Below are 20,206 nucleotides of genomic sequence, written 5' to 3' on the forward strand. Positions count from 1 at the left end.
TCCCGCCAGGCCGTCGCATCCCGTCATCGTCGACACCAGGAGAAGGTCATGACCATCGAGAAGCTTTCCCGCCGTTCCCTGCTCGGCGCCACCGCCGGGCTCTCCGCCCTCACCCTCGGCGCCTGCGGCACCTCCGGACCCGGCGGTGCCGGCGGCGGCGGAGGCGGCGACAGCGCCTCCTACTGGGCCCTGTCCGGCGAGCCCAACGAGACGATCTACGGCGATGCCGTGGATGCCTTCAACGGGGGCGACCAGGGAACCGTCGAGGTCACGTTCTTCCAGAACGACGCCTACAAGCAGAAGATCCGCACCGCGATCGGCGCGGGTGAGGCGCCGACGATCATCTACGGCTGGGGCGGCGGCGGTCTGCGCACGTACGCCGAGGAGTCGCAGGTCCTGGACGTCACCGCCTGGCTGGACGAGGAGGCGGACTACAAGAACCGCTTCGTCGAGTCCGTCTGGGACGCCGCGACGGTGGACGACAAGATCTACGCCCTCCCCCAGGGCGCCACTCAGCCCATCATCCTGTTCCACAACAAGAAGGTGCTCGGCGACATCGGCGCCGAGGCGCCGGAGACCTGGGAGGACCTCCTGGGCGTGGTCGAGAAGGCGAAGTCCGCCGGCATCGCGCCGATCTCGCTCGCCGGGCAGTCGAGGTGGACCTCGATGATGTGGCTCGAGTACCTCCTCGACCGCGTCGGCGGCCCCGAGGTCTTCGCGAAGATCGCCGCCGGCGACAAGGAGGCGTGGCTCGACGACGCCGTCCTCGCGATGGGCGAGAAGGTCCACGAGCTGCTCGAGATCAAGGCCTTCGCCGACGGCTTCGAGTCCATGGCGGCCGACTCCAACACGGACCAGGCCCTGCTCTGGACCGACCAGGCCGCCCTCATGCTCCACGGCGGCTGGACCTTCGGCAGCATGAAGGCCAGCGGCGGGGAGTTCGTACCGAGCGGCAACCTGGGCTTCGGCCCGTTCCCCACGATCGAGGGCGGCGCCGGCGAGCTGAAGAACCTGGTCGGCAACCCCTGCAACTACCTCTCGCTCTCCTCGGCCGCAGCCGACGAGGAGATCGAGGTGGCCAAGGCGTTCCTCAAGGACGGGGCGATGTCCGACCAGGTCGCCGCCGACCTCATCGCCTCCGGCTCGGTCCCCGTGATCGTCGGCCAGGACGAGGCCCTCGCCGCGAGCGAGGACGCCGAGTACCTCCAGTGGGTCTACTCCTCGATCCAGGAGGCCCCCGCCTTCACGCAGTCCTGGGACCAGGCCCTGCAGCCCACTGACGCCGAGACGCTGCTGGTGAACACCGAGCAGCTCTTCCTCGGCGCGATCACCGCCGAGCAGTTCGCCGAGAACATGGCCGCCGGCAAGGGGGCCTGAGCATGACGGCCCTGTCCAGGGAGTCCGCCCTCCCCGCCACCGGGGCGGGGGTCGAGCGCGCGGAGTCAGCGCGCTCGACCCCGTCGGTCCGTCGTCCTCGCGAGGACCGGGTGAAGATCTCCCACCTCCTCTTCGTCCTGCCGGCGCTGCTGTTCTTCGCGGTATTCGCGCTGCTGCCGCTGGTGGGGGTCGTGGCGCTCTCCTTCACCACCTGGAACGGGATCGGCGCCATCGAGTTCACCGGGCTGACCAGCTGGATCGAGGCGCTCGGGAGGTCCAGCACCTGGAACGGTCTCGGGCTGGTCCTGCTCATGATCGTCGCGACGTGGCTGCTGCAGACCCCGATGAGCATCCTGCTCGGAGCCTTCCTGGCGGGCCCGCAGCGGTACCGCAACGTGCTCGCGGTGCTGTACTTCCTGCCGCTGCTGCTCTCCTCCGCGGCGATCGCGATCACCTTCAAGTCGCTGCTGGACCCCAACTTCGGCCTCGCCAACGGCCTGGACATGCCGCTGCTCAAGCAGAACTGGCTGGGCGACTCCGTGCTGGTCTGGGTGGTGTTGCTGTTCATCATCGCGTGGCAGTTCATCCCCTTCCACACCCTCATCTACCAGGGCGCGGTGCGGCAGATCCCCCGCTCGATGTACGAGGCGGCGGAGATCGACGGGGCGGGCCGCGTGCGGCAGTTCTTCTCGATCACCCTGCCCCAGCTGAAGTACACCCTCATCACCAGCTCGACACTGATGGTGGTGGGCGCCCTGACCTACTTCGACATCATCTTCGTGCTCACCCAGGGCGGCCCGGGCGCCGCCACCCGGATCCTGCCCTTGGACATGTACCTCACCGGCTTCCGCGGCAACGAGATGGGCGTCGCGAGCGCTCTGGCCGTGATGCTCGTGGTGCTCGGGCTGGGGCTCGCCCTCGGCGTGCAGCGACTCGGCGGCAAGGACTCAGCCGCCAGCCAGATGGAAGGAGCCTGACATGAAGCGCAACTGGATAGGTGGGGCCTTCGGCTGGCTGTGGCTCGCCGTCGTGCTGCTCCCGATCTACTTCGTGCTGATCACCAGCCTCAAGTCGATCTCGACCTACTTCGGCTCCAACCCGGTGCTGCCCTCGCTGCCGCTGGCGTTCGAGAACGTCACCGCGGTCCTCGAGGCAGACTTCACCCAGTACCTGCTCAACAGCGTGCTGGTCGCCGTGGGCACCGTGATCCCCCTGGTCCTGATGGCCTTCATGGCCAGCTACTCCCTCGTGCGCGGGACCCGCCGGGTGTTCAGCCCGATGCGGAGTCTGTTCCTGCTGGGACTGGCGATCCCCGTGCAGGCCACCATCGTGCCGATCTACCTGATGATCATCTCGATGCGGATGTACGACTCCCTGGCCGCGCTGATGATCCCGGCGATCGCCTTCGGCCTGCCGCTGAGCATCCTGATCATCTCGAACTCCCTGCGGGATGTGCCCAAGGAGCTCTTCGAGGCGATGGACGTCGACGGCTCCACCGAGTGGCAGAAGATGTGGCGCCTCGCCTTCCCGATCGTGCGCCCGGCGCTCGTGACGGTCGCGGTGTACCAGGCGCTGATGTCCTGGAACGGCTTCCTGTTCCCGCTGATCCTCACTCAGAGCCCGGACAAGCGCACCCTGCCGCTGGCACTGTGGAGCTTCCAGGGCGAGTACGCCACCAACGTCCCGGTCGTGATGGCCGCCGTGGTGCTGTCCTCGATCCCGATCGTGATCCTGTACGCCTTCGGCCGCCGCTACCTGGTCAGCGGCATGACCGCCGGATCCGGCAAGTGACCCCCGACCCCGCTCGCGAACTGCAAGGAGACGTCCCCGTCGTGACCTCGACGCCTGCCCGCTCGACCCCCCTGAACGTCGGCCTGATCGGCTACGGCTTCATGGGCGCCGCCCACTCCCACGCCTGGCGCACCGCGCACCGCTTCTTCGACCTGCCGGCCACCCCGGTGCTGCACACGATCGCGGGCCGCACCGAGGCCGCGGTCGCGGACGCCGCCGAGCAGTACGGCTTCGCCCGGCACACCACGCGCTGGCAGGACCTGATCGAGGACCCCGAGATCCATGTCATCGACATCTGCACCCCGGGCGACACGCACCACGAGATCGCCCTCGCCGCGCTCGCGGCCGGCAAGCACGTGCTGTGCGAGAAGCCGCTGGCGAACTCGGTCGCGGAGTCCGGGGAGATGGCGGCGGCCGCGGCCCAGGCCGCGCAGCGCGGTATCCGCTCGATCTGCGGCTTCTCCTACCGCCGCACCCCGGCGCTGGCCTACGCGCGCCAGCTGGTGGCCGACGGGTTCGTCGGCGAGATCCGGCAGGTCCGCGCCCAGTACCTGCAGGACTGGCTCTCCGACGCCGACGCCCCGATGACCTGGCGGCTCGACAAGGACAAGGCCGGCTCCGGCGCGCTCGGCGACATCGGCGCGCACGTCATCGACCTGACCCAGTGGATCACCGGCACCCAGATCGAGCAGGTCTCCGGCACCCTCGCCACCGTCGTCCCCACCCGTCCCGCGGCCGGCACCGCGCAGGGCCTCGGCGGGAAGGGCGACGCCTCCGGCGAGCGGGGCCAGGTCACGGTCGACGACGTCGCCCTGTTCTCCGCCCGCTTCGCCGGCGGCGTGCTCGGCGCCTTCGAGGCGACCCGCATGGCGCAGGGCCGCAAGAACGCGATGCGCGTGGAGATCAACGGCGCGAACGGGTCGGTCGCCTTCGACTTCGAGCGGATGAACGAGCTGGAGATCTACGACGCGACCGCCCCGGCGGGCCGGCAGGGCTTCACCCGCGTGCTGACCACCGAGCCGGAGCATCCCTACGCCGCGGCGTGGTGGCCCACCGGCCACGGGCTCGGCTACGAGCACACCTTCACCCACGAGATCGCCGACCTGGTCCGCGCGATCGGCGAGGGCACCGACCCCTCGCCGTCCTTCGCCGAGGCGCTGCACGTCCAGCGCGTCCTCGCCGCCGTCGAGGCGAGCGACGCCGACGGCTCACGTTGGACCCCCGTCGAGACCCCCACCACCGAGGAGACCACCGCATGAGCACCGCCCCCACCCGAGTCGCCCTCGTCGTCCGCGGAGGCTGGGACGGCCACCAGCCCGTCGAGGCGACCGACATGTTCCTCCCCTTCCTCGAGGAGAACGGGTTCAGCGTCCGGATCGAGGAGTCCCCCGCGGTCTACGCCGACGCCGAGTACATGGCCACGGTCGACCTGATCGTCCAGTGCAACACCATGAGCACCATCGAGCGGCCCCAGTTCGAGGGGCTGCGCGCCGCGATCGAGGCCGGCACCGGCATGGCCGGCTGGCATGGCGGGATCGCCGACAGCTACCGCAACGAGTCCGACTACCTCACCCTCATCGGCGGGCAGTTCGGCTGCCACCCGGGCAAGCACCCCGACGAGCGCAAGGGCGAGCAGGCCGACAACTACGTCCCCTACACCGTGAACCTGCTCCCGGAGGCGGCGGACCATCCGATCACCGCCGGGATCAGCGACTTCGACCTGGTCACCGAGCAGTACTGGGTGCTGGCCGACGACTACTGCGACGTCCTCGCGACCACCACGCAGAAGGTGCGGGACTGGGATCCGTGGCACCGGGAGATCACCTCGCCTGCGCTGTGGACGCGGCTGTGGGGCAAGGGCCGGATCTTCGTGACCACGCCCGGGCACCGCGTCGAGGTGCTCGAGGACCCGAACGTCCGCACCATCGTCGAGCGGGGCATGCTCTGGGCCGCGCGCGGCAGCGACATGCCCTACGGCGACCACGGCAGGACCCGAGCGAAGGAGGCGACCCGATGAAGGTCGGCATGATCGGCTGCGGGGTCATCTCGCGCCAGTACCTGGACAGCTTCGACCGCCTGCCCGACGTGCAGCTCGTCGCCGTCGCGGACCTCGACCGCGCCCGCGCGGAGGCCGCCGCCGAGGGACGCGAGGGGGTGCGGGTGCTCACCGTCGACGAGCTGATCGCCGACGCCGAGGTGGACACCGTCCTGAACCTCACCATCCCCGCCGCGCACGCCGAGGTGGACCTGCGCGCGATCGCCGCCGGCAAGAACGTCTACTCGGAGAAGCCCTTCGCGGTCACCACCGAGGAGGGCGCCCACGTGCTCGCCGCAGCGGCGGAGGCGGGCGTCCTCACCGGCTCCGCCCCCGACACCGTGCTCGGCACCGGCACGCAGACTGCGCGCGCCGTGATCGACGACGGCGTGATCGGCACGCCGATCGCGGCGACCGCCACGATGGTCACCCCGGGCCACGAGCGCTGGCACCCGCAGCCGGACTTCTACTACGTCCACGGCGGCGGCCCGCTGCTGGACATGGGCCCCTACTACATCCACGCCCTGGTCACCCTGCTCGGACCGGTCAGCGCCGTCATCGGTGCGGCGAGCCGGCTGCGCACCGAGCGCACGATCGGCTCCGGCCCCCGCGAGGGCGAGACCATCCCCGTCACCACGGACACGCACGTCACCGGCGTGCTGGTGCACGAGTCGGGGGTGCTGTCCACGCTCGTGATGAGCTTCGACGCGGTCGCGACCGCCGCCCACCCGATCGAGATCCACGGCACGGCCGGGTCCCTCGCCGTCCCGGATCCGAACCGCTTCGACGGGGACGTGCGCCTGCACCGCCTCGGCGGCGAGAGCTGGGAGACGCTGCCCGTGACCGGCGGCTACGAGCAGGCCGGTCGCGGCATCGGGCTGCAGGACATGGCCGTGCGCGGCGCGGACCTGCGCGCCTCCGGCGAGCTCGGCCAGCACGTGCTCGAGGTGATGAACGGGGTGCTCGAGGCCGCCGCGTCGGGCACGCGCGTCGAGATCACCAGCACCGTGGAGCGTCCGGCGGCGGTGCCGCTGACCGCGGCCGACGGCGCGGTGGTCGCCGGCTGACGACGGGGCCGCTCACCCGAAGGACAGCGGCAGCATTCCCCCGCGCGGGCCGAGCTTCTCGAGCTCGGCCCGCTGCGCGTCGGTGAGCGGGATCCGGCCTGTGGCGAGCCGCAGCGCATCGGCGTCGGACCAGGTGGCGGGCAGGCACAGCCGCAGCCGGCGCTCGACCATCGAGCGCGCCTCGGCGAGACCGTCGGCCGGCGGGCCAGCGGGCGCATCCGCAGGGTCGAGGTGGGCGAGCAGGTCCAGGTGGTGCAGGGTCCACTCGAGCACGTAGGCATGCAGGTAGTCCCGCACCGTGAGGCTCATGCCCTGGGTGGCGACGGGCAGGTCCGGCTCCGCGAGCAGCGCGGCCCGCTCGGCGGCCCCGCCGAGATCATCCAGGTGTTTCCGAAGCAGTCCCGGATCCTCGTACGCGGCGGCGAGGCGCACGGTGAGGGCGTCGTGCGGATCGGTGCCGTCGGGCGGGGTGGGCGACGGAGTCCAGTAGCTCAGCGCGTCCGCCGTCGGGGCGTCCTCCGCGGGGGTCGCCAGCGTGATCAGCACGTCCTGCACGTCGATCACGAGATGGCCGACGAGGTCGCGCACCAGCCAGCCACGGCATCCCGAGGGAAGATCGAAGGCGCCCGCCGGCAGGTCGCCGACCGCGCGACGCAGCGCGGACCAGGTCGTGGTGAACAGCTCCATGGGCGAACGCTATGTCACACGTTCCAGATGACCGGGACCAGCAGGATCTTCACCACCATCGCGAAGGCGAAGAGGGTGGCGTAGGCGGTCTCGATCCGCTCGTCGGCCTTCCGGGAGTTCGCGGCGTCGAGCACCGCGGGCTGGCCGAGGAAGCCGGCGACCGCGCCGGCGGCGCGGGCGGCGGAGAGGTCCAGCACCCAGCGGGCGGCCAGCAGCAGCACCACGCAGGAGAGCGCGGCGACGACCACGGACAGCAGCGCGGCGCGCCACGCCGTCGGGGAGGCGAGGACGGAGGCGACCTCGGGCCCGGCGGTGAGGCCGAGCGCGGCGAGGAACAGCAGCAGCCCGAGCTGGCGCACGGTCGTGTTCGCGCCGCCGGGCAGGGACCAGACGATCGGGCCGGTGCGGCGCAGCGCGCCGAGCGCCATGCCGACGATCAGCGGGCCGGCCGCCGGGCCGAGGGCGAAGGCGCCCCCGCCGGGGAGCGGCACGGTGATCATGCCCAGCGCGACGCCGAGCATGAGCCCGAGGCCGAGGGAGAGCACGTCCAGCTCGCTCACCTGGCGGTCGGAGTCGCCGAGGAAGCGGTGCACGGCGTCGAGCTCCGCCCGGTCCACGACCACGGCGATGCGGTCCCCGGGCTCGAGGATGAGGTCGTCGCGGGCCAGCAGCTCCAGATCCCCGCGCCGCACCCGGGTGACCACGGCGCCGAAGCGGACGGGCAGGTTCAGCTCGGCGATGGAGCGGGAGGCGAGGTCCGGGTTCGAGACGGTCATGCGCGTGAACTCGACCAGGGAGCGGTCGTGGGCGACGTGCCGGGTCGAGCGCTCGCCGAGCTCGGCGACGACCTCCTCGACCGCCTCGGGCATCCCGACGGCGACCACCTCGTCCCCGGCCAGCAGGTCCTCGCCGGGCACGATCACGCGTACCGTGCCGTCCCGGCGCAGGTAGGAGAAGCGCACCCGCTGCTGGTACCACTGCGGCACGTCGCGCAGATTCACGGTGCGGTGGACGAGCACGGTGGTGGAGGCGAGGCTGGTCCCGGCGAGCGCGGGGGTGTCGCCCCGCCCGGGCCAGGCACGGCCGACGACCATGGAGACCAGCACGATCCCGACGATCACGCCGATCGGATAGCCGAAGGAGTAGCCGACGGACGGTCCCGCCGTGCCGGTCAGGCGCGAGGCGGCGTCGAGCGCGGGGGCGGCGGTGAGCGCGCCGGTGAACAGGCCCAGGCCCAGGTCCCGCTCGATCCCGAGGGCGTGGCCGAGCAGGATCGTCGCGAGCGCGGCGATGACGGTGGCGACGGTCGCAGCGCCCAGCAGCGGCAGCTGCTTGTTCAGCGTGGCGAAGAAGGTGGCGCCGGCGGAGATGCCGACGGTGTAGACGAACAGGGCGAGCCCGAGGGTCTGCACGATCTGCATCCCGTCGCCGAGCTGCGGGGCGATCGCGGACAGCGCCAGGCCCGTGAACAGTGCGCCCGCGGCGCCGAAGCGCATCCGGCCGAACGGGATCGCGCCGAGCACGGCCCCGGTCGCGACGACCAGGAACAGCGTGAGCAGGGGGCTGTTCGCGAGGGCGTCGATCACGGGGGTCCTTCCCGGGCCCGCCCTCGAGCGGGACGGGCGCGCTCGTGCACGGGCACCGCAGTGTGGGGTTCAGGTCCACGATAGGCCCGTCGGCCGTGCCCGACGAGCCGGGGTTGTCCGAGGTCACGCCGGAAGGGAGGGCCGACGGTGCTCGCGGCCCGCGCGACGGCGCCGCCCCGCGCGACTGGCAACCCCCGGCACTCCGCGCCATCGCGCCTCGTGGTGCACGACACTGGTGGCGACTATGACCGGGCCCCAGCCCGCACTCTCGACCGAAAGGACTGTCGATGGCCGACTCCGAAGGTGCCAACTACGCCCCCGCCGCGATGCCGAAGCCGGTGGTCGAGCCCGGGGAGTTCGTGTTCGCCGCGATGCATCTCGACCACGGCCACATCGGCGGGATGACCCAGGGCCTGCTCGGTGCGGGCGGCACGCTGAAGTGGGTGTTCGACCCGCAGCCCGAGCGCGCCGCCGCGTTCAAGGAGCAGTTCCCCGAGGTCACCATCGCCACGAGCGAGGAGGAGGTGCTCTCCGACCCGGAGGTGCACCTGGTCGCCGCCGCGGCCGTCCCCGTGGACCGGGCCCCGCTCGGCATCCGCGTGATGGAGGCCGGCAAGGACTACTTCACGGACAAGACCCCGCTGATCTCCCTCGAGCAGCTCGCCGAGGCGAAGGCGGCCGTCGCGCGGACCGGGAAGAAGTACATGGTCTACTACTCCGAGCGCATCCACGTGGAGGCCGCGGTGCTCGCCACGCAGCTCATCCAGAAGGGCGCGATCGGCAAGGTCCTGCAGGTCACCGGCATGGGCCCGCACCGCATGGGCGACCCCTCGACCCGTCCCGACTGGTTCTTCGAGCGGGCCCGCTACGGCGGCATCCTCACCGACATCGGCTCGCACAACTTCGAGCAGATGCTCACCTTCACCGGCTCGGACGACGCGGAGATCCTCTCCTCCTCGATCGGCAACTTCGGCAACCCCGAGCATCCCGAGCTCGACGACTTCGGCGACGCGCACATCGCGCTCTCCTCCGGGGCGACCGGCTTCGTGCGCGTGGACTGGTTCACCCCGTCGGGCCTGCGCACCTGGGGCGACGGCCGCACCTTCGTGGTGGGCACCGAGGGCTACCTCGAGCTGCGCAAGTACGTCGACGTCACCACCGACAACGGCCCCAACCAGGTCATCCTCGTGGACGCCGAGGGCGAGCACCGCCTCGAGGCAGACGGGAACGTGGGCTACCCCTTCTTCGGCGAGCTCGTGCTCGACGTGCTGCACCGCACCGAGAACGCGATGACCCAGGAGCACGCCTTCAAGGCCGTCGAGCTGGCGCTCAGGGCCCAGGAGGCGGCGAAGGAGCTCACCGGCCGCACGGCCTGAGCCGGCTCGGCCCGGACTCTCAGGGCCTCACGGACGATCGGCCGGACGGCGCACTCCTGCGCCGTCCGGCCGTTTGCTGTCCGCGACCGCCTGCAGCGCCTCGAGCCCCGCGGCGATCGAGGGCTGGCGGGAGGAGCCGGCGCGGATCCCGGCCAGCACGTGCCGGGCGGGGCGGGTGGGTCCGGCCAGCGGCACCCGCACGATGCGGTCGCCGAGCGGCAGGTGCGCCAGGCGCGGGGCGAGCGAGACCCCGAAGCCGTGGGCGATCAGGGCGGCGCCGGTGTCCCACTCGGAGGCGTGGTGCGCGACGCCCGGCGCGAAGCCCGCATCGACGCAGGCGAGCATCACCAGCTGGTAGTAGGTGCTGCCCGTCGCGCCCACGATCCACGGCTCCTCCGCCGCCTCGGACAGGGCGATCGACTCGCGCGCGGCGAAGGGGTGGTCCACGGGCACGGCCAGGTCCAGCGGGTCCTCCAGCAGGGAGCGCAGCTCGAAGTCCGGATCGGCGCGGGAGGGGATGTCCGGGGTCGCGACCACCACGGCGATGTCCACGTCGCGGGAGAGCAGGCGGTCGAAGGCCTGACGCGGCTCGGCGTCGCTGACCTGCACCATCACATGCGGATGGGTGTCGCGCAGGCGGGCGGCGGCATCGGGCACCAGGGCGGTCGCGGCGGAGGAGAAGCCGCACAGCCGCAGCGGACCGGAGGCGGCCGCGTCCCGGTACTCGGCCAGCTCCGCCCGGGCCTGCTCCCACTGCGCGGAGAGGATCTGGGCGTGGGTCAGCAGCGTGTGCGCCGCGGCGGTCAGGCGCACATTGCGCCCGATCGGCTCCAGCAGCTCCACCCCCAGCTCGCGGGCCAGCGCCTTGAGCTGGTGGGAGGCGGCCGACGGGGTGAGATGGCAGACCTCGGCCGCGGCCGTGACGGTGCCCTGCCGCTCCACGGCGCGCAGCAGCTCGAGACGCCGATCGATCATGTACGGACGGTACACGGTTCCTGGCGAACAGTTGAGATGGACGCGGATGGTCGGCGGGTCCATCCTGGGCTCAGGAGCAGAGCAGCTCCGCACGAAGGGTGGTGCGTGATGGCCCGTCATCCGGCGATCGTCATCGGCTGCGGCGGCCTCGGGTCCGCCGCCCTGTACCGGCTCGCGGCCCGGCTCGGACCGGGGGTGCTGGGGCTCGAGCAGCACGCCCTCGGCCATGAGCTCGGCGCCTCGCAGGACCGTTCGCGGATCCTGCGCCGCGTGCAGCACCACCGGGCCGACGCCCTGCTGGTGAATCCCGCCTACGACGCCTGGCGGGAGGTCGAGCAGCTCGCGGGACGGCAGCTCGTGACGATCACGGGCGGGCTGATCATCGAGGACGCCGCCCACCGGGCGAAGGCCGGCATCGGCACCCGAACCATGTCCGGCTACGCCCCGTTGCTGGCGGAGTTCGGGGTGGAGCACGAGTTCCTGGACGCCGCGCAGCTCGCCGAGCGCTGGCCCCAGTTCCGCCTGGACGGGGACGAGCAGGGCCTGTACCAGCGGGACACGGCCGTGGTCGACGCCGCCGCGGCGGTCGCCGCGCACCAGGAGCTCGCCCGCGCCGCGGGAGCGGAGATCCTCGAGCACACCCCGGTCCGCGCCGTGCGGCCCTCCCCGGGCGGGGTCGAGGTGCACACCGACGACGCCGTGCTCCTCACGGACCGGCTGGTGATCGCCGCCGGCGCCTGGACCGCCGAGCTGCTGGAGGGCTGGGGCCCGCCGATGCCGCTGACCGTCACCCAGGAGCAGGTCACCTACTACCGCCCGCACGACCCCGCCCCCTTCGCCCCGGACCGCTTCGGGGTGTTCATGTGGCACGGCGAGCACAACTTCTACGGCTTCCCCCTCCACGCCGGCGGCATGACCAAGCTCGGCGAGCACATGGGCGGGCCCGTCACCACCGCCCGCACCCGCGGCACCGACCCCGACCCGGTGCGGCAGCAGCGCTACCGGGAGTTCCTCGACCACCGCCTGCCCGGCTTCGCCGCCGACGAGATCAGCACCCGGACCTGCCTGTACACGCTGCCGCCGGACGAGCACTTCGTCCTCGGCGCCGTCCCGGACGATCCCCGGGTCGTCGTCGCCGTCGGCGCCGGGCACGCCTTCAAGTTCTCCGCCCTGATCGGCACGATCCTCACCGAGCTGGCCTGCGAGGGCCGCTCCCGCCACCCGATCGACGCCTTCGCGCTGGATCGGCCCGCCCTGACCGACCCCGCGTTCGCGCGGGCCGTCGCCACCTGAGCCCAGGAGGTCCCCCATGAGCATCAGCGACTCCGCCCGCCCCCTGCCCGTCGAGGCCTTCACGTCGGAGGAGACCTACCGTCTCACCCGCCTGCCGGTGGACCTCGCCTCCACCCTGATCCCGGACGCCTACTCCTCCCCCGAGTTCTTCGCGATCGAGCGGGAGCGGGTCCTCTCCAGCGGCTGGGTGGCGGTCGGCACCACCGACCAGATCGCCTCCCCCGGCCGGGTGATCCTCGCCGACGTCGGACGCAGCTCCCTGATCATCACCCGCAACCGCGACGGCGAGCTGCGCGGCTTCCACAACACCTGCCGCCACCGAGGCACCCGGCTGCTGCAGGGCGTGGAGTCCGTCGGCCGCAGCCAGCGGATCCGCTGCCCGTACCACTCCTGGACCTACGACCTCGACGGGAACTGCCTGGGCACCCCGCTGTTCGAGGGCTCCGACGTGCCCGAGGACCAGCAGGGCGTGTTCGACATGTCCGACGTCAAGGGCTTCGACAAGGCCGACTACGGCCTGCACCCCGTCCGCGTGGACACCTGGGGGTTCCTGGTGTTCGTCACCCGCGACCCCGACGCCGGCCCGCTCGCCGAGCAGCTCGGCGATCTGCCCGAGCGCTTCGCCGGGTACCGCCTGGAGGAGTGGACCACCCAGCGCCGCACCCGCTTCGAGGTGGGCGCGAACTACAAGCTCATCGGCGAGAACTTCATGGAGTACTACCACCTGCCGTGGGTGCACCCGGAGCTGATCCAGGTCTCCCCGCTGGAGGACCACTACCGCTGGCAGGGCCCGGGGATGTACACCGGCATGTGCACCTCCCCCATCGCCGAGAACAGCGCCTCCGGCGGCTGGAAGGGACTGCCGCCGATGCCGGGCCTCGATCCGCAGGACGCGGTCTCCGGACGGTTCGTGTGGCTGTTCCCGTACACCGCCCTGGTGGTGCTGCCCAACCACGCCTTCGTGCTGCTCACGAAGCCGCAGCGGGTGGACTTCACGATCGAGGACGCGGTGATCCTCTCCCACCCCGACAGCATCCAGGGCCCGGAGGCGCAGGAGGAGCTGGACCGGCTGCTCGCCTTCTGGACGCTCGTGAACGACCAGGACATCGAGATCGTCGAACGGGTGCAGCAGGGCATCTCCGATCCCGCCTACCAGGGCGGACGCATGTGCTACCGCTTCGAGGAGCCGCTGCAGCGCTTCCAGAACATGGTCATCGACCGGATGGTGGGGATCCGCCGCGTCCCCGGCGGGGACGAGAAGGAGATGACCCCGATGTTCGTCGACGAGGCGGAGGCGGGGGTGAGCGGCGATGGCTGAGCAGGTCGGGCAGATCGAGCAGGCCGGGCGGCTGCCCCGCGGCGAGCTTTTCCTCGGCGGGCGCCGGCGTCCCTCCGGCGACGGCGCGACCGCCGCGACGATCGACCCCTCCACCGAGGAGGTCCTCACCGAGGTCGCCCTCGCCACCGCCCGGGACGTGGACGAGGCGGTCGCCGTCGCGCGCGGCGCGGCCGACGGACCCCTGTGCAGGATGACCCCGTCCCGTCGGGCGACGCTGCTCTCGCGCCTCGCCCGGGCGGTGGAGGCCGAGGCCGATCGCCTCACCGCCCTGGAGGTGCGGGACACCGGCAAGCCGTGGAGCCTGGCGAGGGGCGAGATCGGCACCTGCGTGCGCTACCTGGACTACTACGCGGGCGCGGCGGACAAGCTCCACGGCGAGACCATCCCGCTGGGGCCGGGGCATCTGGCGATGACGGTGCGGGAGCCGCTCGGGGTGACCGTCCACATCACCCCGTGGAACGCGCCGCTGTCGCTGCTGTGCCGCTCCGTCGCGCCCGCGCTCGCGGCCGGCAACGCCGTGATCGTCAAGCCCGCGCTGCTGACACCGCTGACCGCCCTGGCGCTGGCCGAGATCGTGGAGCGCAGCGAGTGGCCGGCCGGCACCTTCTCCGTGCTGACCGGGACGGGCGCGCAGGCGGGGGCGGCGCTCGCGGCCCATCCCGGGATCGACGCGCTGACCGTCACGGGATCGGTGGCGACGGGGCGGCAGGTGCTGCGCGCCGCGGCCGAGCACATCACCCCCGTCGTCGCGGAGCTCGGCGGGAAGTCGCCGCAGATCGTGCTCGAGGACGCGGACCTGGACCTCGCCGCCGAGCAGGTCCTCACCGGCATCTGCTCGAACACCGGCCAGTACTGCGACGCGGGCTCCCGCCTGCTGGTCCATCGCAGCGTGCACGCGCAGCTGGTGGAGGACCTCGCCGAGCGGATGGCCCGCCTCCGGATCGGCCCCGGCGCCGAGGATCCGGACATGGGCCCGCTGATCTCCGAGGACCAGCGCGCCAGTGTGCGCGCCCTGATCGAGGAGGGCCGACGCTCCGGGGCGCGCCTGATCACGGCCCCCACCGGCCTGCCCGAGCGCGGCTTCTTCCTCGCGCCGACGATCCTGGACCAGGTCACGCCCGGGATGACGGTGGCGCGGGAGGAGATCTTCGGGCCGGTGCTGACCGTGCAGACCTTCGAGGACGACGCCGAGGCGCTCGCCCTCGCGGAGGACACCGACTACGGCCTCGCCGCCGGGGTGTACACGCAGGACGTGGACCGGGCGCTGGCCTTCTCCCGGGATCTGGGGGCCGGCTACATCACCGTCAACGAGTACTTCGCCGGCGGGGTCGAGGTCCCCTTCGGCGGGGACGGGCTCTCCGGCAACGCCCGCGAGCGCGGGCTGGTCGCGCTGGAGAGCTGCACGCGGACCAAGTCCGTCGTGCTGCGGATCGGGAAGGGGTGAGCGGATCATGCGCACCAGGGAGAGCAGGGAGAGCATCCTCGTCGTCGGCGCAGGGATGGCCGGGCTGCGCGCGGCCGAGGCGCTGCGCGAGGGCGGCTTCGACGGCCGGCTGACGCTGCTGGGCGAGGAGCCGCACCGGCCCTACAACCGGCCTCCGCTGTCCAAGCAGGTCCTCGCCGGGACCGCCGCCTCCCAGCCCTTCCCCGCCGAGGACCTGGAGGTCGACTGGCGGCTCGGCACATCGGCCGTCGGACTCGACCCCGCCGCCCGGCGCGTGGCGCTGGCCGACGGGACGGCGCTGGGCTACGACGGACTGGTCATCGCCACCGGCTGCCGGGCCGCGCCCTGGCCCGGTCCGGTGCCCGCCGCCGGGGTGCACACCCTGCGCGAGCTCGCCGACGTCCAGGCGCTGGAGCGCGAGATCGGCCCGGAGGCGAAGGTGGTGATCGCCGGGGCCGGCTTCCTGGGCAGCGAGGCCGCCTTCTCCCTGCGCACCCGCGGGGTGGAGACGGTGCACCTGGTGGGCCGCTCCGCCCTGCCGCTGCCGGCGCTGGGCACGGCCGTCGGCGAGCGCATCGCCGCCGGCCATCGCGAGCACGGCGTGCACCTGCACCTGGGCACCGCGGTCACCGCGATCAGCGGGCTGGACCGGGTGCAGCAGGTGCATCTGGCCGACGGCACGACGCTGGAGGCCGACGTGGTGCTCGTGGCGCTCGGCGCGGTCCCGAACACCGGCTGGCTGGTCGCGAGCGGCGCGATGTTCCACCGGGGCCGGGTGCTGTGCGGCGCCGACTGCCGCGTGCTCGGCGCCGAGGGCACCGGCCCCGACGGGGCGCGGCTCGACGGGATCGTCGCCGCCGGGGACGTCGCCGCCTGGCAGGACGTCGCCACGGGGATGCCCCGGGTGCTCGAGCACTGGTCGCATGCGGCGGAGATGGCCCGCGCCGCGGCGGCCACGCTGCTGGCCGGTCCCGGGCCGGGGCCGGTGTACGACCCGGTCCCCACCTCCTGGTCCGACCAGGGCGAGCTGCGGGTCCGCGCCGCCGGTTGGATCCAGGACGCCACCTCGATGACCGTGCTCGAGGAGGACCCGTCGCGGGGCCGGCTGGTCGTGGAGGCCCGACGGGACGGTGCGCTGCTCGGGGCGGTGACGCTCAACGCCGCGTCGGTCCACCGCGAGTACCAGCGCCGCCTCGCCGCCCCGACCCCAGTCCCCAGCATCGGAGGAGATCATGCGACTGCATCTGGACACCGACCTCTGTGAGGCGCACGGGCAGTGCGTGCTCGTGGCCCCCGCCCTGTTCGCCCTCGGCGACGACGACGAGGTCGCCACGGTGCTCGACGAGACCCCGGGCCCGGAACTGCGCGGCCAGGCCAGGGCCGCGGTGCTGGCCTGCCCGGTGACCGCGATCCGGCTCGAGGAGGACTGAGCCCGCGCTCACGCAGCCCGGGCCTGCACGCTCTCGCACAGCGCCTGCACGCAGTCGGCGAGGCGGAATCCTGCCCCGCCCGTGGTGGCCGCGATCCGTTCCAGGTCGCGGTTGTCCGGCGTGCCGGTCCCTCCATGGGCGACGGGTGCGGCTCCGTCCGTCGCCGCGTCCGGGCGGAGGATCAGCCGCTCGAGCATGGCCGGCCAGCGCGCCTGGACAGGCCGGCCGTCGGCGTCGAGCACCTGGAATCGCGGGCCCGTACCACCGGGCGCAGAGTCGGCGCGGACCAGCCGCAGTCCGCCCTCGTGGACCATCACGTGGTGGCGACGGCACAGCAGCGCGAGCTCGTCGAGGTCCGTCGGCCCGCCCTCCGACCAGGGCGTGAGGTGGTGGGCGTCGAGGTGCCTGCTCTGGTGGCAGCCGGGGAAGACGCAGGTCCCGTCGCGCAGCCGCAGGGCGCGGCGCTGGGCCCGGGAGGCGAGGCGCCGGGCGCGGCCGAGGTGGAGGATCTCGCCGTGGACGTCGGCGATCACGAGGGCGACCTTCCCGGTGCAGGCGAGGCGTTCGGCGGTGCGGGGCTCGAGAGGACCACCGCCTGCGACTCCGCAGCGCGGAAGCGTTCCCGCGGGAACGCTTTCGGAGAGGGATTCGGCGTTGACCTGCACGACCACGAGGTGCCGGTCCTCGCCGGAGCGGTCGTCGGGCTCGGCGGCGAGATAGGTGCGGGCGAGGTCGTGGAGGGCGTCGGCCCGTCGCTGGTCCAGGGTCGCCTCGGTCGTGATCTCGGCGCAGCGCTCGGCGATCGTGTCGGGGGCCTCGACCGGTTCCGCGCTCGACGGCGGGGCCGTGCCGTCGCGGTCCAGCGCCAGCTCGAGGGCGGTGAGGAGCTCGGCGCCGGTCTCGGCCGGCAGGACCGCGCGGATCTCGACCATGCCGTCCTCCCGCACGTGCCAGCGCGCCTCGCGGCGCGAGTCCTGGTCGAGCCGGGAGCCGTCGACCGCCCGGAACGAGGAGACCGTGCGCGCGAGCTGGGAGGCGGTCATCGCGCGGGCCATCTCGACCAGGGCCTCCTCCTCGACGCGGTCCGCGACGCGGGTGATCTCGCGGACCTTGGAGAAGGAGAGCCGGCCGGCGCGGAACTCGGCGACGGTCAGCGGCAGCTCGGGCAGCGCTCGGGCGACGCGGAGGTGCTCCCGGGCGGTGCCGGCGGCCATCGAGCAGGCCCAGCCGAGCCAGTGCGCGGTCGACTTCAGGCCCTCGTAGAACCGCAGTCCCTCGCGCGCGTCGAACTCCGCGAGCATCAGCAGGAACTCGCATGTGGCCTGGGCGATCACCGCGGCCTGGCTCTGGATCCGTCGGCCGAGCCGCTCGGCGTCCTCGCGGTCGAGCCGCGCGGGCGGAGCGGAGTCGGACGGTGGCGGGTCGATGTCGGGGCTGGGCGGTGGTGGGGCGATGAGGGTCATGACGTCCTCCGACCGGGTGACGGGAGTGCGGCTCCCCAGTCCAGTCGACGCCGCCGCGGAATGCACCCTCACCTGCACGGATGTGGACCGATGGTCGATGTGGAGGAACGGTCGCGCCGGCGGGAAGAGGACGGATTGGCAGGGGACGGGCTGAGCGAGAGGGTCGGGGACACACCGCCGACGTCGTCGCGCTCCGGGAGGAGAAGGCGCGCGGACCGGGTCGGGAATCGGGGCAGAGGGGGGCGGGGTCGGGGGCACGGTTCGGAGGAGCAGGCCCCCTTGCACTAGTTAGCATTGCGAACTACTATCGGTCGTCGTGACCAGAACACCGCCTCCCTCCCCGTTCCCGCAGACCCCTGCCGGCACCACGTCGGGGCCGGAGGGTGATGCCGAGCGGGACGCCGCGACCCCGTCGGCCGTGAATCCCACGCCCACCGATCCCGCCCTCGCCGAGCTGCCCCAGCACCTCGCGCTCGTGTGCAGCCAGTTCGCCCGGCTCGCCGCGCGCCGCTCCGAGGTGGGCGTCGGCTCGGTGTCCTGGCGGGTGGTGGCGACGATCGAGCGGCTCGGACCGCTGCGGCTCAGCGAGATCGCCGAGCGCGAGCGGGTCTCCCGCCCCACCGCGACCACCGTCATCAAGCGCCTGGAGGAGGAGGGCCTGGTGCGCCGCGAGGCGGATCCGACCGACTCCCGCTCGTCCCTGGTCAGCACCACCGAGGCCGGCTCCACGCAGCTGACCGCCTGGCGCGGGCAGCTCGCCACCGGCGTCGGCGCCCTCCTCGAGCCCCTGCCCGAGGAGGACCTGGCGACCCTCGCCCGCGCCTCCGAGCTCCTGGCCCGGATCCTCGAGGCGCACGACGGCTGAGCCGCCGCACCCCGCCCACCCCTTCCCCTCCCCGGAAAGAAGTACCGCATGACCACGACCACCCAGGCCGCCGCGCAGGCGGCCCCGTCGGCGCCCACGCTGCGCGACGCCTTCCACCAGCCGCGCGCGGTGTGGGCGATCGCCTTCGCCGCGACCGTGTCCTTCATGGGCATCGGCCTGGTGGACCCGATCCTCCCCGCGATCAGCGAGCAGCTGGACGCCTCCCCCTCGCAGGCGATGCTGCTGTTCACCAGCTATCTCTTCATCACCGCGATCGCCATGTTCTTCACCAGCTGGTTCGCCTCCGCCGTCGGCGTGAAGCGCACGCTGATGATCGGCCTCGTGCTCGTAGTGCTCTTCGCGGCGCTCGCCGCTGGGGCGGGCTCGGTCAACGAGATCATCGGCCTGCGCGCGGGCTGGGGACTCGGCAACGCCCTGTTCATCTCGACCGCGCTCGCGGCGATCGTCGGCGCGACCGCGGGCCCGAGCGGCAGCGCGATCATCCTCTACGAGACCGCGCTCGGGATCGGCATGGCCCTCGGGCCGCTGCTCGGCGGTCTGCTCGGCTCCGTCTCCTGGCGGGCCCCCTTCGCCGGCACCGCAGTGCTGATGGGCATCGGCGCGCTCGCGATCGCAGTGCTGCTGCAGCGCGAGGCGAAGCCCGCGCACGTCTCCCCGCTCGCGGCGCTGCGGGCGCTGGGGAACCCGGCGCTGCGCACCCTGGCGCTGACCGCGATCTTCTACAACTTCGGCTTCTTCACGCTGCTGGCCTACTCCCCCTTCCCGCTCGAGGCCGCCGCGGCCGCGCACGGCATGGAGTTCGGCGCGATGGGCATCGGCGGGGTGTTCTTCGGCTGGGGCCTCGCGCTCGCGATCACCTCGGTGTTCGCCGCGCCCGTGCTGACCCGCCGCCTGGGCCTGATCCCGACGCTGCTGACGACGCTCGGCCTGCTCACCGTGCTGATGGTGGTGCTCGCCCTGGTCCACACCTCGATGACCGCGATGATCGTGCTGATCGTGATCGGCGGGCTGCTGCTGGGCATCATGAACACGGCGCTGACCGAGACGGTCATGGAGGCCACCGATCTGCCGCGCGGCGTGGCGAGCTCGGCCTACTCGGGCGTGCGCTTCCTGGGCGGCGCGATCGCCCCGGCCGTGGCCGGACCCCTCGCGGCGGCGACCACCGCCGGGGCCCCCTACCTGCTCGCGGCGCTCGCCCTCGCGCTCAGCATGGCCATGCTGACGATCGGCCGGCGGCACCTCGCCGCGGTCGGCCAGGAGCACCACCTGAGCGCCGCCGAGGAGGCCGAGGCGATCACCGCCGGCGACGAGGTGTGAGAGCCGGCCCGCTCGCGGAGATTCCCGTCGGACGCCTGACTTGCTAAGCTGTTGCGTGTTCCGAAACATGCGTTCTGCTATGCAAAACGCTAACCGGGGGTGCGATGCTCGAGCACGACCCCTCGCCGTCGGGGCATCGC

At 72.7% G+C, this 20,206-nt stretch carries 18 protein-coding genes; 14 read left to right on the forward strand and 4 right to left on the reverse strand.

All coding sequences use genetic code 11. From position 1 onward, the window contains the following. Positions 1-48: 48 nt before the first annotated feature. Genes A4A78_RS01570 through A4A78_RS01595 form a run of 6 tightly spaced genes read left to right on the forward strand, consistent with a single transcriptional unit; the run spans position 49 to position 6,270 of the window. Positions 49-1,377, forward strand: a complete 1,329-nt coding sequence (locus A4A78_RS01570; protein ID WP_062946685.1) for an extracellular solute-binding protein — start codon at positions 49-51, stop codon at positions 1,375-1,377. A gap of 2 nt (positions 1,378-1,379) precedes the next feature. Continuing rightward, complete coding sequence (locus A4A78_RS01575) at positions 1,380-2,354, forward strand: carbohydrate ABC transporter permease (RefSeq protein WP_062946686.1); 975 nt, start codon at positions 1,380-1,382, stop codon at positions 2,352-2,354. Between the two features lies 1 nt (position 2,355). Next, entirely contained in the window at positions 2,356-3,168 is an 813-nt protein-coding gene (locus tag A4A78_RS01580) for a carbohydrate ABC transporter permease (RefSeq protein WP_062946687.1), read from the forward strand. A gap of 41 nt (positions 3,169-3,209) precedes the next feature. After that, positions 3,210-4,427, forward strand: a complete 1,218-nt coding sequence (locus A4A78_RS01585; protein ID WP_082835127.1) for a Gfo/Idh/MocA family protein — start codon at positions 3,210-3,212, stop codon at positions 4,425-4,427. Beyond that, positions 4,424-5,185 (forward strand): ThuA domain-containing protein, encoded by a 762-nt coding sequence (locus tag A4A78_RS01590; RefSeq protein WP_062946688.1) that lies wholly within the window; start codon positions 4,424-4,426, stop codon positions 5,183-5,185. The genes A4A78_RS01585 and A4A78_RS01590 overlap by 4 nt, the downstream gene beginning before the upstream one ends. Next, complete coding sequence (locus A4A78_RS01595) at positions 5,182-6,270, forward strand: Gfo/Idh/MocA family protein (protein ID WP_062946689.1); 1,089 nt, start codon at positions 5,182-5,184, stop codon at positions 6,268-6,270. Before A4A78_RS01590 ends, A4A78_RS01595 begins: the two co-directional genes overlap by 4 nt. 12 nt (positions 6,271-6,282) lie before the next feature. Here A4A78_RS01595 and A4A78_RS01600 read toward each other — a convergent pair whose 3' ends face one another. Further along, on the reverse strand, positions 6,283-6,957 hold the full coding sequence (locus A4A78_RS01600) for a maleylpyruvate isomerase N-terminal domain-containing protein (protein WP_062946690.1): 675 nt from the start codon (positions 6,955-6,957) through the stop codon (positions 6,283-6,285). Between the two features lie 14 nt (positions 6,958-6,971). Beyond that, the gene (locus A4A78_RS01605) at positions 6,972-8,543 is read right to left on the reverse strand and encodes an aspartate:alanine exchanger family transporter (protein ID WP_062946691.1); all 1,572 of its coding nucleotides are present in this window, start codon (positions 8,541-8,543) and stop codon (positions 6,972-6,974) included. Between the two features lie 287 nt (positions 8,544-8,830). On the opposite strand from A4A78_RS01605, the gene A4A78_RS01610 reads away from it, so the two are divergent. After that, entirely contained in the window at positions 8,831-9,919 is a 1,089-nt protein-coding gene (locus A4A78_RS01610) for a Gfo/Idh/MocA family protein (protein ID WP_062946692.1), read from the forward strand. A 27-nt stretch (positions 9,920-9,946) separates the two neighbouring features. On the opposite strand, the gene A4A78_RS01615 is transcribed toward A4A78_RS01610, so the two are convergent. After that, complete coding sequence (locus A4A78_RS01615; protein WP_062946693.1) at positions 9,947-10,894, reverse strand: LysR substrate-binding domain-containing protein; 948 nt, start codon at positions 10,892-10,894, stop codon at positions 9,947-9,949. A 108-nt stretch (positions 10,895-11,002) separates the two neighbouring features. Between A4A78_RS01615 and solA the strand changes: the two genes are divergently transcribed. From solA to A4A78_RS01640, 5 genes are read left to right on the forward strand one after another with little or no spacing between them, the layout of a single operon-like run. Then, positions 11,003-12,187: an N-methyl-L-tryptophan oxidase gene (gene solA, locus A4A78_RS01620; RefSeq protein ID WP_062946694.1), complete on the forward strand. Its 1,185-nt coding sequence runs from the start codon at positions 11,003-11,005 to the stop codon at positions 12,185-12,187. Positions 12,188-12,203: 16 nt separating this feature from the next. After that, positions 12,204-13,505: an aromatic ring-hydroxylating dioxygenase subunit alpha gene (locus A4A78_RS01625; protein ID WP_062946695.1), complete on the forward strand. Its 1,302-nt coding sequence runs from the start codon at positions 12,204-12,206 to the stop codon at positions 13,503-13,505. Beyond that, positions 13,498-14,970 (forward strand): aldehyde dehydrogenase family protein, encoded by a 1,473-nt coding sequence (locus A4A78_RS01630; RefSeq protein ID WP_062946696.1) that lies wholly within the window; start codon positions 13,498-13,500, stop codon positions 14,968-14,970. The genes A4A78_RS01625 and A4A78_RS01630 overlap by 8 nt, the downstream gene beginning before the upstream one ends. A gap of 7 nt (positions 14,971-14,977) precedes the next feature. Next, positions 14,978-16,234, forward strand: coding sequence for an NAD(P)/FAD-dependent oxidoreductase (locus tag A4A78_RS01635; protein WP_062946697.1), 1,257 nt, complete (start codon positions 14,978-14,980; stop codon positions 16,232-16,234). Then, on the forward strand, positions 16,203-16,400 hold the full coding sequence (locus tag A4A78_RS01640) for a ferredoxin (protein WP_062946698.1): 198 nt from the start codon (positions 16,203-16,205) through the stop codon (positions 16,398-16,400). The genes A4A78_RS01635 and A4A78_RS01640 overlap by 32 nt, the downstream gene beginning before the upstream one ends. Before the next feature lie 8 nt (positions 16,401-16,408). Here the strand turns inward: A4A78_RS01640 and A4A78_RS01645 are convergent, their stop codons facing one another. Beyond that, entirely contained in the window at positions 16,409-17,863 is a 1,455-nt protein-coding gene (locus A4A78_RS01645; RefSeq protein ID WP_062946699.1) for an HNH endonuclease signature motif containing protein, read from the reverse strand. 316 nt (positions 17,864-18,179) lie between these two features. Between A4A78_RS01645 and A4A78_RS01650 the strand changes: the two genes are divergently transcribed. Together A4A78_RS01650 and A4A78_RS01655 are read left to right on the forward strand one after the other, a co-directional pair. Next, the gene (locus A4A78_RS01650; RefSeq protein WP_231880808.1) at positions 18,180-18,728 is read left to right on the forward strand and encodes a MarR family winged helix-turn-helix transcriptional regulator; all 549 of its coding nucleotides are present in this window, start codon (positions 18,180-18,182) and stop codon (positions 18,726-18,728) included. A 48-nt stretch (positions 18,729-18,776) separates the two neighbouring features. Further along, entirely contained in the window at positions 18,777-20,066 is a 1,290-nt protein-coding gene (locus A4A78_RS01655; protein WP_062946701.1) for an MFS transporter, read from the forward strand. Positions 20,067-20,206: the final 140 nt, after the last annotated feature.

This window comes from Brachybacterium sp. sponge, from assembly GCF_001613775.1.
Classification (GTDB): Bacteria; Actinomycetota; Actinomycetes; order Actinomycetales; family Dermabacteraceae; genus Brachybacterium; species Brachybacterium conglomeratum.

Excerpts from the sequence above, each read along its gene's own strand:
- A4A78_RS01570 (WP_062946685.1), top strand. The coding sequence starts at position 49 with ATGACCATCGAGAAGCTTTCCCGCCGTTCCCTGCTCGGCGCCACCGCC.
- A4A78_RS01575 (WP_062946686.1), top strand. The coding sequence starts at position 1,380 with ATGACGGCCCTGTCCAGGGAGTCCGCCCTCCCCGCCACCGGGGCGGGG.
- A4A78_RS01580 (WP_062946687.1), top strand. The coding sequence starts at position 2,356 with ATGAAGCGCAACTGGATAGGTGGGGCCTTCGGCTGGCTGTGGCTCGCC.
- A4A78_RS01590 (WP_062946688.1), top strand. The coding sequence starts at position 4,424 with ATGAGCACCGCCCCCACCCGAGTCGCCCTCGTCGTCCGCGGAGGCTGG.
- A4A78_RS01595 (WP_062946689.1), top strand. The coding sequence starts at position 5,182 with ATGAAGGTCGGCATGATCGGCTGCGGGGTCATCTCGCGCCAGTACCTG.
- A4A78_RS01600 (WP_062946690.1), bottom strand. The coding sequence starts at position 6,957 with ATGGAGCTGTTCACCACGACCTGGTCCGCGCTGCGTCGCGCGGTCGGC.
- A4A78_RS01610 (WP_062946692.1), top strand. The coding sequence starts at position 8,831 with ATGGCCGACTCCGAAGGTGCCAACTACGCCCCCGCCGCGATGCCGAAG.
- A4A78_RS01615 (WP_062946693.1), bottom strand. The coding sequence starts at position 10,894 with ATGATCGATCGGCGTCTCGAGCTGCTGCGCGCCGTGGAGCGGCAGGGC.
- solA (WP_062946694.1), top strand. The coding sequence starts at position 11,003 with ATGGCCCGTCATCCGGCGATCGTCATCGGCTGCGGCGGCCTCGGGTCC.
- A4A78_RS01625 (WP_062946695.1), top strand. The coding sequence starts at position 12,204 with ATGAGCATCAGCGACTCCGCCCGCCCCCTGCCCGTCGAGGCCTTCACG.
- A4A78_RS01630 (WP_062946696.1), top strand. The coding sequence starts at position 13,498 with ATGGCTGAGCAGGTCGGGCAGATCGAGCAGGCCGGGCGGCTGCCCCGC.
- A4A78_RS01635 (WP_062946697.1), top strand. The coding sequence starts at position 14,978 with ATGCGCACCAGGGAGAGCAGGGAGAGCATCCTCGTCGTCGGCGCAGGG.
- A4A78_RS01640 (WP_062946698.1), top strand. The coding sequence starts at position 16,203 with ATGCGACTGCATCTGGACACCGACCTCTGTGAGGCGCACGGGCAGTGC.
- A4A78_RS01645 (WP_062946699.1), bottom strand. The coding sequence starts at position 17,863 with ATGACCCTCATCGCCCCACCACCGCCCAGCCCCGACATCGACCCGCCA.
- A4A78_RS01655 (WP_062946701.1), top strand. The coding sequence starts at position 18,777 with ATGACCACGACCACCCAGGCCGCCGCGCAGGCGGCCCCGTCGGCGCCC.